The sequence below is a fragment of the Brevundimonas huaxiensis genome, assembly GCF_014218725.1.
In the GTDB taxonomy this organism is placed as follows: Bacteria; Pseudomonadota; Alphaproteobacteria; order Caulobacterales; family Caulobacteraceae; genus Brevundimonas; species Brevundimonas huaxiensis.
In genome coordinates, this window is record NZ_JABBJE010000014.1 from 1 (window position 1) to 13,676 (window position 13,676).

Annotated in this window: 16 protein-coding genes; 10 read left to right on the plus strand and 6 right to left on the minus strand. The window is 63.3% G+C overall.

From position 1 onward, the window contains the following. Positions 1-297 precede the first annotated feature (297 nt). The 5 genes from HF680_RS15280 to HF680_RS15300 all read right to left on the minus strand — a co-directional run bounded on the left by HF680_RS15280 (position 298) and on the right by HF680_RS15300 (position 5,456). Positions 298-1,812, minus strand: coding sequence for a response regulator (locus tag HF680_RS15280; protein ID WP_235969008.1), 1,515 nt, complete (start codon positions 1,810-1,812; stop codon positions 298-300). A gap of 155 nt (positions 1,813-1,967) precedes the next feature. Further along, entirely contained in the window at positions 1,968-3,464 is a 1,497-nt protein-coding gene (locus HF680_RS15285) for an ATPase domain-containing protein (protein WP_185225661.1), read from the minus strand. Positions 3,465-3,665: 201 nt separating this feature from the next. Beyond that, positions 3,666-4,292 carry a tyrosine-type recombinase/integrase gene (locus tag HF680_RS15290; protein WP_174086246.1) on the minus strand — a complete coding sequence of 209 codons (627 nt, stop codon included), beginning with the start codon at positions 4,290-4,292 and terminating at the stop codon, positions 3,666-3,668. A gap of 218 nt (positions 4,293-4,510) precedes the next feature. Next, a complete protein-coding gene (locus tag HF680_RS15850) occupies positions 4,511-4,885 on the minus strand; it encodes a DUF6768 family protein (RefSeq protein WP_205196332.1) in 375 nt (124 codons plus the stop codon). Continuing rightward, a complete protein-coding gene (locus HF680_RS15300; protein ID WP_185225662.1) occupies positions 4,878-5,456 on the minus strand; it encodes an RNA polymerase sigma factor in 579 nt (192 codons plus the stop codon). The genes HF680_RS15850 and HF680_RS15300 overlap by 8 nt, the downstream gene beginning before the upstream one ends. Before the next feature lie 397 nt (positions 5,457-5,853). Here HF680_RS15300 and HF680_RS15305 point away from each other — a divergent pair, with 397 nt between their 5' ends. The 8 genes from HF680_RS15305 to HF680_RS15340 all read left to right on the plus strand — a co-directional run bounded on the left by HF680_RS15305 (position 5,854) and on the right by HF680_RS15340 (position 12,679). Beyond that, positions 5,854-8,712, plus strand: a complete 2,859-nt coding sequence (locus HF680_RS15305) for a monovalent cation/H+ antiporter subunit A (RefSeq protein ID WP_248120239.1) — start codon at positions 5,854-5,856, stop codon at positions 8,710-8,712. Then, positions 8,709-9,059 carry a Na+/H+ antiporter subunit C gene (locus HF680_RS15310; RefSeq protein WP_185225664.1) on the plus strand — a complete coding sequence of 117 codons (351 nt, stop codon included), beginning with the start codon at positions 8,709-8,711 and terminating at the stop codon, positions 9,057-9,059. The genes HF680_RS15305 and HF680_RS15310 overlap by 4 nt, the downstream gene beginning before the upstream one ends. Continuing rightward, positions 9,056-10,597: a monovalent cation/H+ antiporter subunit D gene (locus tag HF680_RS15315; RefSeq protein ID WP_185225665.1), complete on the plus strand. Its 1,542-nt coding sequence runs from the start codon at positions 9,056-9,058 to the stop codon at positions 10,595-10,597. The genes HF680_RS15310 and HF680_RS15315 overlap by 4 nt, the downstream gene beginning before the upstream one ends. Further along, positions 10,594-11,085, plus strand: coding sequence for a Na+/H+ antiporter subunit E (locus HF680_RS15320; RefSeq protein WP_185225666.1), 492 nt, complete (start codon positions 10,594-10,596; stop codon positions 11,083-11,085). Before HF680_RS15315 ends, HF680_RS15320 begins: the two co-directional genes overlap by 4 nt. Continuing rightward, entirely contained in the window at positions 11,082-11,363 is a 282-nt protein-coding gene (locus tag HF680_RS15325; protein ID WP_185225667.1) for a K+/H+ antiporter subunit F, read from the plus strand. The genes HF680_RS15320 and HF680_RS15325 overlap by 4 nt, the downstream gene beginning before the upstream one ends. Beyond that, positions 11,360-11,794, plus strand: coding sequence for a Na+/H+ antiporter subunit G (locus HF680_RS15330; protein WP_185225668.1), 435 nt, complete (start codon positions 11,360-11,362; stop codon positions 11,792-11,794). The genes HF680_RS15325 and HF680_RS15330 overlap by 4 nt, the downstream gene beginning before the upstream one ends. Positions 11,795-12,110: 316 nt before the next feature. Then, positions 12,111-12,329, plus strand: coding sequence for a hypothetical protein (locus tag HF680_RS15335; protein ID WP_185225669.1), 219 nt, complete (start codon positions 12,111-12,113; stop codon positions 12,327-12,329). 26 nt (positions 12,330-12,355) lie between these two features. After that, on the plus strand, positions 12,356-12,679 hold the full coding sequence (locus HF680_RS15340; protein WP_185225670.1) for an HPF/RaiA family ribosome-associated protein: 324 nt from the start codon (positions 12,356-12,358) through the stop codon (positions 12,677-12,679). Positions 12,680-12,742: 63 nt separating this feature from the next. Here HF680_RS15340 and HF680_RS15345 read toward each other — a convergent pair whose 3' ends face one another. Further along, positions 12,743-13,012: a PepSY domain-containing protein gene (locus HF680_RS15345; RefSeq protein WP_205196333.1), complete on the minus strand. Its 270-nt coding sequence runs from the start codon at positions 13,010-13,012 to the stop codon at positions 12,743-12,745. A 100-nt stretch (positions 13,013-13,112) separates the two neighbouring features. Between HF680_RS15345 and HF680_RS15350 the strand changes: the two genes are divergently transcribed. Both HF680_RS15350 and HF680_RS15355 read left to right on the plus strand, forming a co-directional pair. Then, positions 13,113-13,280 (plus strand): hypothetical protein, encoded by a 168-nt coding sequence (locus tag HF680_RS15350; protein WP_185225671.1) that lies wholly within the window; start codon positions 13,113-13,115, stop codon positions 13,278-13,280. A gap of 8 nt (positions 13,281-13,288) precedes the next feature. Continuing rightward, entirely contained in the window at positions 13,289-13,441 is a 153-nt protein-coding gene (locus tag HF680_RS15355; protein WP_205196334.1) for a hypothetical protein, read from the plus strand. Positions 13,442-13,676: the final 235 nt, after the last annotated feature.

The window sequence follows — 13,676 nt, forward strand, 5'->3', positions numbered from 1 at the left end:
AGGTGCTGACGGATCGCCCAGATGTGCTTTGGCTTGAGCGGGGCCTTCGCTCCGGTCATTCGACCAGCGTTCCAGGGTTTGCGGGGTAAACGAAATAGATCGGGCTGGCTCATGGCCACCTCCCAAGATCAACGCCCCCTCCGCACGATACGCTCCAAACAGCGCAGATGCGCCAGGATCAGACATTGGCGGGATGGCAATAACGCGACATTCAGGCGGGCGGTGAGGCTCCAACATCGGGCGTGCGGCGGGGTCCGCCTTCGACTCGTTTTGGACATAGAGGTGTTCTGCTGGGACTCAGCCAAGCGCCAGCGAAAGTTTTCGGGCTAAGTCGCTTTGATCGAACGGCTTGCGAATGATCCGATCCTCGGTCGTCGCAGCCAAGCCTTCGATATCAGCATAGCCCGTCGCGAAGATGATCGGGAGGCCTGGCCTTCGGACAGTCATCTCGCGAGCGACCTCTCCGCCGTTCATGCCCGGCATGGCGAAATCCAACACGACGGCTTGAATGTCAGGGTGCTGATCGAACATATCCAAGGCCGCGCCCCCGCTGCCGGCTTCGATGACACGATAGCCTAGATCGACCAGTATTCCGGACGTTACGGCCCTGACTGCGTCGTCGTCATCGACGACCAGAATGGTGGTGTCAGGGAGCGGCGCCGCGCTGATAGCCGTGTCTGGGACTGTCTCCTTCTGTGGAGTTGCGTCGGCGCGAGGCAGAAAGATTCTTATTGTCGTGCCCCTCCCGATCGCGGTGTCGATCGTGACGCCGCCCCCGGACTGTTTCGCCAAGCCGTACACTTGGCTCAGGCCCAGGCCGGAGCCCTTGCCCACGGCCTTTGTCGTAAAGAATGGCTCGAAGACCCGCGCCAGCACTTCGTCGGACATGCCTGAACCATCGTCCGCCACCGACACCACGACATGGTCCCCGGCGGGAGGCTGTTCGGGCGTCACAGGCTCCGGTGCGACCACGTTGGCGGTCTGGATTCTCAGCGTTCCGCCGACATCCATCGCGTCGCGTGCGTTGATGGCCAGGTTGAGAATGACCAGTTCGATCTGGGTGGGATCGATCATGGCCGGCCACAGGTCGTCCGCAAGATCAGGTTCCAGGATACGCACGGTCCCGCCGATGGTGCTTTGCAGGAGATCCTTCATGCTACGCACGGTTTCATTGAGATCGACCGGGCGCGGCTCGAGTTTCTGCCGCCGTGAGAAAGCCAGCATCTGAGCGGTCAGCTGCGCGCCCCGATGCGACGCCTCCGCCATCATGGACAGTCGCTTCTTGAGAGCTGGATCCTCTGTCCGTTTCCGGATCTGCTCGACGTTGCCGATGATGACCGTCAGCAGATTGTTGAAGTCGTGGGCGATCCCCGAGGTCAGCTGTCCCACAGCCTCGAGACGTTGAGCCTGGCGCAGTGCATCTTCGGCTTTCTCACGCTCGGCGATTTGATCGGCGAGTTGTCGGTTGGCGGCTTCGAGTTCGGCGGTTCGCTCCAGGATCCGACGCTCCAACAGCTCCTCGCCGCGTCTGATCTGCTCTATCCGCTCGCGAGCTTCGTATTGGCGGCTTCGCCCACGGAGAGCGGTGCGGACCGCGCTGACAAGAGTGGTCGGGTGAAACGGTCGCTCCAGAAAGCCGACATTGCCAAGCGTTTGCGAGAGGCGCTGGGCCAGCGGGTTGCGTTCAACGCTGCCGCCGCGTTGGGTCAGAATCAGGAAGGGAAAGTCTGACCATGATGGTTGGCTTTGAATCCAGGTCGAAAGCCCGTTGAGGTCGGCCGAGCGAAGGACGTCCTCGACGACGATCGCCAAGCCAGCGCCTTCATCCATTCTGGCAAGAAGGTCCTCGATATCCCGGCATAAAAGGGCGGGGCACCCCGCCTCCGCAAGAATGGCGGTAGCGATCGCCCCGTCTCGCCCGGAGGGGGTCAGGACCAGCGAGCGGCGTGAATTGTCGCCACCATCGCTCACGCGGATGGGTCGCCCATAAGACCGGCGCCCGGGCCGACGAAGTTTGGCACGCCACGCAGCTCCCCCTGAAAATCATTCAGCGGGGCTCCAAGGGTCAGGCCGTCGGAGCCGATGGTGAACTCCCGAATGGTTGTCTCATGCTGCCCGGCCCGCTTCTTGATAACAGAAACGGCCCGTCGAACTTTTCCTCGGGCTTCGAAGTAACGGAGCAGGATGACCGTGTCGGCCAGATAAGTGACGTCGATCGGCGCCTTCATCTCGCCGACGAGACCATGCTGGGCGACCGTTAGATAGGTCGATGCGCCCTGGCGGTTCAGGTACTGAAGCAATTCGTGGATGTGCAGCACCAGAAACTGCTCCTGCGGCATGGCCGCCTGGTAGCCATTCAGGCTGTCGATCACCACAGTCTGGATGTCCTCGTCCGATACGCACTCGCGAACGCGCGAGGCGAACTCTCCGGGAGACAGCTCGGCGGCGTCGACCTGTTCGATGATTAGATTTCCGTCCGCCTCCATTGACCTCAGGTCGATGCCCAACTTGGCCATGCGGTCATACAGGAGGCCAAGTTCTTCATCGAAGACGAACAGGGCCGCCTTCTCTCCACGCTTCACCGCCGCCACCGCGAAGTTAATCGTGAACAGCGACTTGCCCGTGCCCGCCGGTCCCAGAACAAGCGCGCTAGAACCTCGCTCGACACCCCCGCCCAACAGGGCGTCCAGTTCAGCCACGCCGCTCGACATCGGATGGCGTGCGAAGGCCGAGTGGTGTTCCGATGCGACGATCCGGGGGTAGACCTCAAGTCCGCCGGTCTTGATGGTGAAGTCGTGATAACCGCCTCGAAAGCGACGGCTTCGGTACTTGATCACCCGGACCCGGCGTCGCTCTGCTCCATATTCGGGCGCCAGTTCCTGCAGCTGGATCACGCCATGGGCGACGCTGTGCACCGTCTTGTCGTTGATGTCGGTGGTCAGGTCGTCGAGCATCAACACGGTTGCGCCGTGCTTGGCGAAATAGTGCTTCAGCGCTAGCACTTGGCGTGGGTATCGCAACGAGCTCTGGGCCAGCAAACGGATTTCCGACAGGCTATCAATGACCACGCGGCGTGGGCTGCAGCGCTCAACGGACTCGAAGATCAACCGCGTCGTCTCGCCCAGCTCAAGGTCAGACGAATAGAGCAGGCTCTGCTGCTGCTGTTCGTCGAGCAGGCTCTCGGGCGGTACAAGTTCGAAGATGTCGACGCCCTCAAGCGACCAGCCGTGGTTCTGCGCCGTGCCACGCAGCTCCTCTTCGGTCTCGGACAGGGTGATGTAGAGACCTCGTTCGCCTAGCCGCGCCCCCTCAAGGAGGAACCGCATTGCGGAGGTGGTCTTGCCGGTTCCTGGCGCGCCTTCGAGAAGATAGACGCGTCCACGCTCCAAACCTCCCGCCAAGATATCGTCGAGCCCTGGAATGCCGAACGCGGCATCACGCTGATGGGTGTCTGCTGTCGCCACGTTAAATCCTAAGGTCCACAGTAAAGCTGTAACGCCTTTCCGCTGGAGTGGTTACATGGGGTCACCGAAGAGCACCACGTTTGCGATCTTTAATGTCTGTCCGCTTAGCTCAAGTCGGTCGCCGTTTGTCGGCCGATGTCCGCCTACCACCCCTTTGAGACATAGGGGCAGTCCGCTTTCCGGCGGGCCGCCCCAGCCTGCTCAGAGGTCAATCTGCTCTGAAATCTCCAGCGCGTCGTCCACTTCGATGCCGAGATACCTGACAGTGCTCTCAAGTTTTCCGTGCCCAAGAAGGAGTTGGCAGGCGCGTAGGTTTCCCGTCTTCTTATAGATCAAGGCCACCTTGGTCCGTCTAAGGCTATGGGTGCCATAGGCGCTCGGGTTCAGGTCGATCATCCTCACCCAGGTAACGACCAGCCGAGCGTACTGCCTGGTGCCTATGTGCTCTCCATCTCGGCTGCGGCTGGGGAACAGCCAGTCGTCACGCCGTCGTCCTCGGCGCACCAGCCAGTGAGCCAGAGCTTCCCTCGCGGCCTCCGTGATCTCGAACGGCACGGGCCGACCGGTCTTCTGTTGGATGATCGTCGATCGCTGCCGGATGACGCCACCTTGAGCAATATCGCCGAGGCGGAGTTTTACCAGATCACAGCCCCGCAGCTTGGCGTCTAGTGCGATGTTGAACATCGCAAGATCTCGGATCGATCCAACGGACTTCAGGTGGTGACGGATCGCCCAGATGTGCTTTGGCTTGAGCGGGGCCTTCGCTCCAGTCATTCGACCAGCGTTCCAGGGTTTGCGGGGTAAACGAAATAGATCGGGCTGGCTCATGGCCACCTCCCACGATCAACGCCCCCCTCCGCACGATACGCTCCAAACAGCGCAGATGCGCCAGAAGCGGTCATGCGGACCATGCCGCAAACACGACATTCCGTGCGTGAACCGAAGGTCCGCTTTCAGGCGCAATGCCAACTTCGCAAGCCGACACGCTTCGGACGTTGATGATCTTCATTGACGACTGACGGTAGAGACGCGGTCGATCAACCCGACTAGCTATCGACGCCGCTTCGTTGGGTCACCATCAGCTCCAACCGCTTTAGCGCCACTAAGAGTCGATTTGTCTGCATGACGGGCCACAGCGCGAGCTTGATCATAAGGGACATGACGAGCAGGACTGCGGAAGGCAGACCCCAGTGGAGGGCAGCGAGTGTGTCCTGGGCCTGGAAGAACTGCCAGCCGGCCCACAGTCCTGCAATGAACATCACCGCTTGCACCGCCAGCAGAAGTCCACTCACCCATCCGGAACGCCCTGCGAAAAGCGTCAGAGCCTGCTGGACGTGACTGGGATCCTCTCCAATGCGGCGAAGCAGGTCACGCTCTTCCGCTGCGAGTGTCTGATCGATTAGCTGATCGGGATTAGGCATCGTCTTCTCCTTCCAGCACGACGCGAAGGCGGCGGCGTGCATGCATAAGGCGGGTCTTGATCGTGCCCGCCGGGACATCGAGGGCCACCGCGATCTCGGCGATGCTTAGGTCCTCAAAATGGAACAGCGCCACCGCAGCCCGCTGCGGCGGAGGCAGACAGCGGATTGCCGCGTGAAGGCGCTGAGCCTCATCACGCTTCTCAAAGTCAGGCTCGATCGCATCTGGCTCAGGCTCTGCAGAGATGGCACGGTCCAGTTCGCGCCGGCCTTGCAGGTTCGCGATATGCCGGGCGCAGCCCCGGGACATGATCCGATAAGCCCAGGCAGGAAACGCGCGCTCGTCCTGGAGGCGGCTCAATCCTCGCGCGACCTCCAGCCATCCCGACTGGACGACATCACTTGCCGCCTCATCGTCACCCAGGAGCCGCCAAGCATGGGCAGCAAAGCGCCTATGCCAGCGTCTCACCAGCTCGGCGAAGGCCTTCTGGTCACCTGACTGTGCAGCCACGACGAGATACTCATCCAGGAGGCGGCGGGTTGTCGCATCAAGTCGGGTGTGAGGTCGCGTCATCGATCATAGGTGCTTTGGGGCGGTAAAACGGTTCAACGGACTGCCGGTTATTTGGCCGACGATCGTTTTTTTGCTCCGCCACCGATACGTCGGCCCGAGCCTAGCGCAGAAGTGGCGCCGTGGCAGGCTTGGTCCGCTAGCCCCCGGCACATGCGCCCGGCTGTGCTGGCCGAACTCTGTATCGCGCCCGACCCCATACTGTTGCGCGCGATGGCCGGTTGGCTCGTAGTGAACGTCTTGCCCTAAAAGACACCATTACCCTGCTTCAAAACGACCCGCGTGTAATGGCGGGGTCGCCACGGCCGGGCTGCTCGGGCTAAGGTACGGACGACGCCTAGCGACCGTGGGCGCTCCCGCCCCCGAACAATGCCGCTGAGAAGGTCGATCCTTGCTGCTTGTGCTTGCCCTCCTGCCCTTGATCGGCGCCCTCGCCCCAGCCTTGGCCATTCGCGCGGGTCGCAATGCCAGCGCCGTCGCGGCCGGGACCGTGACCCTGGCGGCGCTGGTGATCCTCGGCACGCTCACGCCGGCCGTGATGGCCGGCGAGACGGTCCAGGTCCGGATCGAGTGGATCCCCTTGCTGGGGCTGAACCTCAACCTCTTCCTCGACGCGCTCGGTCTGATGTTCGCCGGCATGATCATGGGCATCGGCCTGCTGATCATCGTCTATGCCCGATTCTACCTGTCCAAGGCCGACCCCATGGGTCGGTTCTTCGTCTATCTGCTGCTGTTCCAGGGGGCGATGCTAGGCATTGTCCTGTCGGACAATGTGCTGCTGCTGCTGATTTTCTGGGAGCTGACCAGCCTTTCGTCCTTCCTGTTGATCGGCTTCTGGCGACATCTGCCCGAGGGGCGCCAGGGCGCGCGAATGGCCTTGGCGGTCACAGGCGCCGGCGGGCTGTCGCTGATCGGGGGGCTGCTGATCCTGGGCCATATCGCCGGATCCTATGACCTGACGGTGATCCTGAAGAACCGCGAGGCGATCCAGGCGTCTCCTCTCTATCTGCCGGCGCTCCTGCTGATACTCGGCGGATGTTTCACCAAATCGGCCCAGTTCCCGTTCCACTTCTGGCTGCCCCACGCCATGGCCGCCCCGACGCCGGTCAGCGCCTATCTGCATTCGGCCACCATGGTGAAGGCCGGCGTCTTCATGCTGGCCCGGCTGTGGCCGGTGCTGTCGGGCACGGATGAGTGGTTCTACCTTGTGGCGACGACAGGTCTGGTGACAATGGTGTTCGCCGCGGTCGCGGCCCTGTTCAAGGACGATCTGAAGGGGCTTTTGGCCTATTCGACGATCAGCCACCTGGGCTTTCTGACCATGCTTTTCGGCTTCGGCACTCCCATGGCCGCCGTGGTCGGCGTCTTCCACATCATCAACCACGCCACCTTCAAGGCGGCGCTCTTCATGAACGCCGGCATCGTGGATCACGAGGCCGGGACGCGCGACATCAAGCGGCTGGGCGGTCTGGCGACCCTGATGCCGATCGCGGCCACCCTGGCGGTCGTCGCCGGTCTGTCGATGGCAGGCGTACCGCCGCTGAACGGCTTCATCTCCAAGGAGATGATGCTCGAAGAAGCCTGGCATGCCGTCTGGTGGAACCAGCCCTGGCTGGTCGCCGCGCTGGCGACCTTGGGGGCGACGTTCTCGGTGGCCTATTCGTTCCGCTACATCGTCCATGTCTATTTCGGCAAGAAACGCGACGATTATCCCAAGACGCCCCATGATCCGGGCATTGGCCTATGGGGGCCGCCGGCGGTGCTGGTCGCCCTGGTCGTCGCCATCGGTCTGTTCCCCGCCGTCGTCGCCGGGCCGCTGGTCGAGCAGGTGTCGCGAGCCGTCATCGGCGGAGATACACCCTATTATTCGCTGTCGCTCTGGCATGGCGTGACGCCCGCCCTGTTCATGAGCATCGCGGCCATCGGCCTGGGCTTGGTCATTCTGAGCGCCCATCGGCAGATCGCCGCTTTCTGGCATGGCCTGACTTTGCCCGACGCCAAGGTCCTGTTTGATCGGGTCGTTGTGGGGGCGACCAGGGCGGCCGTCGCGTTCACGGCCCGGCTGCAGAACGGATCGCTTGAACGCTATATTGCGATGTTCATCGGCGCCGCCGTGGTCGTCGGCTTCGCCGGCTTTCTCGGCTTCGCCTTCATCGCCGGGGACCGTCCAACGACGGCGGCGTCCCCGATGGCCATCGTCGCCTGGTTAGCCCTGATCGCGGCCACGGTTCTGGTGCTGATCAACCACCGAGCCCGATATCTGTCGCTGATCTATATCGGGATCGTCGGCCTGGTGATTTCATTAGGCTTCGTCCACATGTCCGCGCCGGACCTCGCCCTGACGCAGATTTCGGTGGAGGTGGTCACCATCCTGCTGATGCTGCTGGCGCTCAATCTGCTGCCCAAGACCAGCCCGCGCGAAAGCCGCCTGCCCCGTCGCCTGCGCGACGGCGGACTGGCCGTGCTATCGGGCCTAGGCGTCGGCGCTGCAGCCTGGGCCGTCATGACCCGCCCCCTGGACAGCATCTCCGGCTATTTCTGGGAGAACGCCTATTCGGGTGGGGGCGGCACCAATGTCGTCAATGTCATCCTGGTCGATTTCCGCGGATTCGACACCTTCGGCGAGATCATCGTCCTGGGCATCGCCGCGCTGGCGATCTTCTCCCTGCTCGAGACGGCGGGGACGGGAGCCAGCGGTCGCCGGATCCTGGCCTGGCGACCCGATACGCCGCGTTCGCCCGAGCACCACCCGATGATGCTGGTGGTCGCCACCCGCCTGTTGCTGCCCCTGGCCGTAATGGTTGGCCTCTACATCTTCCTGCGGGGACACAACCAGCCGGGAGGCGGTTTCATCGCCGGCCTGGTCATCTCCATCGCAATCCTGATGCAGTATATGGCCTCGGGCTATCAGTTCGCGGCCCAGCGGCTGCGCGCGGACCACCACACCCTGATCGGCCTGGGCGTGTTGATCGCGGCGGCGACCGGCCTCGGCTCGCTACTGTTCGGCGCCCCCTTCATGACCACGGCATTCGACTATTTCAGCCTGCCCGTGATCGGCACGTTCGAGCTCGCCACCGCAATGCTGTTCGACATCGGCGTGGCGCTGACCGTCATCGGCGCGGTGATCCTGGCCTTGGCGCAACTCTCCCAGGTCGCCCAGAGCGCCGAGAAACAGGAACCGCTCCAGGCGGATGAGCCGATGGATGTGGATCCGTCCCGCGCAACCCCGCAAGCCGCCGCCGGGGAGGTGGAACGATGATCAGCCTTGAGTTCCTGGTCGCCTCGGCCATCGCCGTCCTGACAGCCGCCGGCGTCTATCTGGTGCTGCGTCGACGGACGTTTCCGGTCGTGCTGGGACTGGCCTTTCTGTCCTACGCGATCAATGTCTTCCTGTTCGCCATGGGCCGCTTGGCGATCGACCGCACGCCTCTCTACGACAAGGCGGCGGAAGGCCACACCGACCCCCTGCCTCAGGCCCTCGTCCTGACCGCCATCGTCATCGCCTTCGGAATGACCGCCTTCGTGGTCGTGCTGGCCCTACGCAGCTATCTGGAGACCGGCGTCGACCGCGTTGATGGCGCATCGGACCAGGAGACCGAACAGTGAGTTTGATCACCTCCTATTGGGTCATCGCCAGCGTGCTCCTGCCCGCCGTCATGGGGGCGGGCATCCTGCTGTTCTTGCGCCACCACCTGACCCTGTCGCGTCTCGCTGCGGTCGGATCCTGCCTGACCCTGATCGTCGTGGCCCTCGCTCTTCTCGCCCAGGCGAACGGCGGCGACATCCAGAGTTATGCTCTGGGCAATTGGCGCGCGCCTTTCGGCATCGTGCTGGTGCTCGACCGGCTGTCGGCGATGATGGTGCTGCTGACCGCCGTCCTGGCTTTTGTCGTCCTGGTCTATGCGATCAGCACCGGGACAGATCGCAAGGGCTGGCATTTTCACCCGCTGTTCCAGTTCCAGCTACTGGGGTTGAACGGGGCCTTCCTGACCGGCGACCTGTTCAACCTGTTCGTCTTCTTCGAAGTCCTGCTGATCGCGTCCTACGGGTTGATGCTTCATGGCCAGGGCGGTCAGAGGCTGAAGGCGGGGGTCCAGTATGTGATCATCAACCTGGTCGGATCGACCCTGTTCCTGGTGGCCGTCGGCCTGCTTTACGGGGTCACCGGCACGCTCAACATAGCCGATCTGGCGGTGCGCGTGGCGGCGGCGCCGGCAGGTGATCAAGGGCTCATCGCCGCCGCCGGCCTGTTGTTGACCACGGTCTTCGCGCTGAAGGCGGCGGTCGTGCCGCTCCATTTCTGGCTGCCGGGAACCTATGCCGCGACCACCGGGACGGTCGCGGCCCTGTTCGCCATCATGACCAAGGTCGGAGCCTATTCGATCATTCGCACCAGCACCCTCATTTTCGGGGAGGACGCGGGCGGCCTGGCGTTTCTGGTCGGCCCCTGGCTGCTTCCGGCCGCGCTCGTGACCCTCATCATCGGCTTTGTGGGCATGTTTGCGGCGCGGGGACTGCGCGATCTCGCAGCCTGGGCCGTCGTCGGCTCGATGGGGACGCTGCTGTGCGCCGTGTCCGTCTTCACCGTCCAGTCGATGGGGCCGGCCCTATACTATATCCTGCACTCGACCCTGGCCGGCGCCGCCTTGTTCCTAGTCGTGGACCTGGTCGCCCAAAGACGCGCCGAACATGGCGACGCCATCACCTTGGCCCCGCGGTTTCGTCAGATCGAAATCCTGTCGGCCCTCTTCTTCCTGGCCGCCATCGCCGCAGTCGGCTTGCCGCCCCTGTCGGGTTTCGTCGGCAAGCTTCTGGTGCTGGACGGCGCACGGGCTTCGCCGCACGCCGTCTGGATCTGGGGAGCGATCCTGACGACGACCGTCCTGGGCGTGTTGGCGTTCGCACGCGCCGGCAGCATGATCTTCTGGAAGAGCGCATCGGTCGAAGGCGAAATCGTCTTGCGGTCCCTGCGCGGCAGGCGCGGAGGGGTGGGGGCGGCCGCCGCCCTGTTGCTGGCGCTGGCGGGCCTTACCGTGCTGGCGGGGCCAGTGACGGACTATACGGCGGCGGCGGCGGCTCAGTTGTTCGCGCCGGACCAGTATATTGACGCTGTCCTTGGTCCGCAGTCCGGAGGTCGCCGATGATCCGCCGCCTTCTGCCTCACCCCGGCCTGAGCGCGATGCTGGTCGTGGTCTGGATGCTGCTGGTGAACGAATTCACCTTCGGCGCCCTGTTTCTGGCGATCGTGTTCGCGGTGCTCGTTCCGCTGTTCACCAGCCGCTTCTGGCCTGATCGGCCCGCCGTGCGCTTGGGCCCCGCCCTGGTCGGCTACGTCGTAATCGTCCTGTTCGACATTCTGATCGCCAATTTTCAGGTGGCCTGGGTGATCTTAATGCGACGCAACCGCGACCTTCGCTCCCAATGGCTGGTGATCCCGCTGGAGCTTCGTTCGCCCGAGGCTATCACCACCCTGGCCGGCACCATCAGCCTGACCCCCGGCACAGTCTCGAGCGATATTTCTGGCTGCGGCCGTGCGCTGCTGGTCCATGCCCTCGACGTCGCCGATCCCGAGGCGGAGGTCGCCCGCATCAAACGTCGCTATGAGGCCCGTCTTCTGAAGGTGTTCGCATGACCGGAACCCTCCTTCCCATCGCGCTGGGCTTCGCCTTCGCCTGCGTCAGCCTTTCGATCCTGCTGAACCTGTTCCGGCTGTGGCGGGGACCTTTGTCGGCGGATCGAATCCTCGCTGTCGACACCCTGACCATCAACGCCATCGCCATGATCGTTCTGTTCGGGATCGCCTATGCGACCTCGTCCTATTTCGAGGCGGCGCTTCTTCTGGCCATGGTCGGTTTCGTCGGCACCGTGGCCTACTGCAAATTCCTCCTGCGAGGAGACATCGTCGAATGAGCCTAATTGCGGAAATCGCCATCTCGGTTCTGCTGCTCGTCGGCGGGGCCTTCATCCTGGTCGGGTCGTGGGGGCTGGCCAAACTGCCGTCGGTCATGACCCGGCTACACGGACCGACCAAGGCCACCACCCTGGGGGTCGGCGCCTGTCTGATCGCCTCGATGATCTATTTCCCCGTGTTCGGCGGGACCTATTCGGCCCACGAGCTTCTGATCACCTTGTTCCTGTTCCTGACCGCCCCGGTGTCGGCCAATATGATCGCCAAGGCGCATATTTACCGCCAGGGCCGTCGCATTGACGCCAACCCAAGCGACGACATCATCGACGGTCTGCCCTCCCCGCCGGGAACATCCGATTGGGCGACATTCGGCGGGGCGGATGAGGGCGATCCAACTCCCATCAGCGTCGGGCCAGAAGAACAACAACCGTGATCTCCACGGCGACCTGACCAAGGTCCGGCCAGGTCGCTCCGAGGCACTCGATCAATGACCCTTTCGGTTCGCCGACTTGGCGCTCTAGCGCCATGGTCATTTCGTTAGCGCCGCCGTGGCGTGATGGACGAGGTGAGCACCAGCGCCATTTCATGCGACGTCTTCGGCGGCCCCACCATGGTGGCGGTGCTCCGGCGCCAGGATCAGACCTCGGCTGCGCCGCAGGCGGTCTTCCCGCCTGCCGCCGATTGCCACAGGGGCGCAACGCCGCCGTCCGGGACGTGTTGATTCCTGGCAACATCAACGGAGAGCCATCATGGACGACGAGCAAACGGTGAAGCCCGCAGCGCAAGCGGCTCAAGCCGCCAAGGCGATGGATTTGAAGAAGGCGGCGCCCGACCCCCGCCATCCCTCGCCGGAACCGACAGCGCATGAGGGCATGAACGACACGCCGAATACGAAGATCGCGCCATCGGGCGCCTTCGACGCCGAGGGGCAACGCCCGGTGCTGGAACGGTCGCGCAAGGCGCGCTGACCGACATCACTCAACCCGGAGACACCATGGATATTCAGATCAATACCGCCAACAACCTCGAAGGCAGGCAAGCCGCCACAGAGCGACTTGAGGCTTTGGTGAGCGATCGCCTTTCGCGCTTCGAAAATCGGCTCACCCGCGTGGAGCTTCATGTCGGCGATGAGAACGGCGAACGGAGCAATGGCGCCGACATCCGTTGCCAGATCGAGGCCCGACCTGCGGGCCACGATCCTGTCTCGGTGACCGACCAGTCGGCCTCGATCGATCAAGCGGCGGCCGGCGCGCTCGGAAAACTGACGACGGCCCTGGACCGCACGTTCGGAAAAGCGACAAACCGCAAGGGCCACTGAGCCTGAGCATGTCTCGGTTCGCTGGAAGAGCCCGCCGACAGCGGGCTCTTCTACAGCTCAGGTCTATGTGTCGGCGTCGTGCTGGATGATTTCCAGGCTCTGGGGTCGCAGTTTGAGATCATAATCACGCCCGTCTGCGGTCCGGGCGTCCTCCACCTCCCAGACCCCATCATCCAGTTCGATCTCATCCCAGCGTACAAATCCCTCCGCGCGAAGCACTCGTTCGATGGCGGCGCGTTCCTGTGGCGTCGGAGGGCGGTCGTCCTGAGCCCAGGCCGGCGTCGCGAGAACGCCGACCACAGCCACGGCGGCCAAGGTTTTGAGCATGCTCATTTCTGTCTCCTCGTAGCGTCAAGGTGACGAAAACGCCGCCAACGGCCAGGGGTTCGATGACGACTTGCCGCACCACCTTGCACCCGCGTCATAGGCGGCATTGGCCTCCCTAAAGCGCTTCTTCCACCGTAAGCCGCTGTATCGCCAGATCGTCGAACAGGCCAAGGGCGCCGGCATCATGAACGCGGTCGCCCACCAGACCCATTTTGGATACAGCAACCGGGGGCGGATCCAGGACGAGGGTTACGAGCTTGGAAACCCGACCTGACGATGTGCGTGGAACTCATCTGCGACCGCGACCGACTGGAGGCTTTCTGCGCGACGCACGCGGCCGTGCTGCACGACAAGATCATCGTCTACAAACATCTTGAGCACTGGCGTTTCGGCGCCGGACGCATTGAAGCCGACGACCTAGCGCCACCATCGTAACGTCGGCCTGACACTGGGAAATGGTTGTTACCGAACTCGGCGACCGCCGCGCCTGCGGCGCTGCATACAAAAGCTTGTCGGCGTCGTGGGGAATGGCCGGCCCCTCTCCAAAGCAGACCTTCCGATCGTCCGAGATGAGTCGAGGCTGTGTGAAAACGCCTCCAGCTCGAGCGAATTAGCTTATTCTCCCGAGGTCAGCAGGAGGTGGGTATGGGCCGCTTCGTTCAGGGTGCAG

Bases quoted from the DNA above. Each gene is read 5' to 3' on its own strand.
- HF680_RS15320 (WP_185225666.1), top strand. From the start codon at position 10,594: ATGATCCGCCGCCTTCTGCCTCACCCCGGCCTGAGCGCGATGCTGGTC.
- HF680_RS15335 (WP_185225669.1), top strand. From the start codon at position 12,111: ATGGACGACGAGCAAACGGTGAAGCCCGCAGCGCAAGCGGCTCAAGCC.
- HF680_RS15310 (WP_185225664.1), top strand. From the start codon at position 8,709: ATGATCAGCCTTGAGTTCCTGGTCGCCTCGGCCATCGCCGTCCTGACA.
- HF680_RS15345 (WP_205196333.1), bottom strand. From the start codon at position 13,012: ATGAGCATGCTCAAAACCTTGGCCGCCGTGGCTGTGGTCGGCGTTCTC.
- HF680_RS15325 (WP_185225667.1), top strand. From the start codon at position 11,082: ATGACCGGAACCCTCCTTCCCATCGCGCTGGGCTTCGCCTTCGCCTGC.
- HF680_RS15290 (WP_174086246.1), bottom strand. From the start codon at position 4,292: ATGAGCCAGCCCGATCTATTTCGTTTACCCCGCAAACCCTGGAACGCT.
- HF680_RS15300 (WP_185225662.1), bottom strand. From the start codon at position 5,456: ATGACGCGACCTCACACCCGACTTGATGCGACAACCCGCCGCCTCCTG.
- HF680_RS15850 (WP_205196332.1), bottom strand. From the start codon at position 4,885: ATGCCTAATCCCGATCAGCTAATCGATCAGACACTCGCAGCGGAAGAG.
- HF680_RS15330 (WP_185225668.1), top strand. From the start codon at position 11,360: ATGAGCCTAATTGCGGAAATCGCCATCTCGGTTCTGCTGCTCGTCGGC.
- HF680_RS15340 (WP_185225670.1), top strand. From the start codon at position 12,356: ATGGATATTCAGATCAATACCGCCAACAACCTCGAAGGCAGGCAAGCC.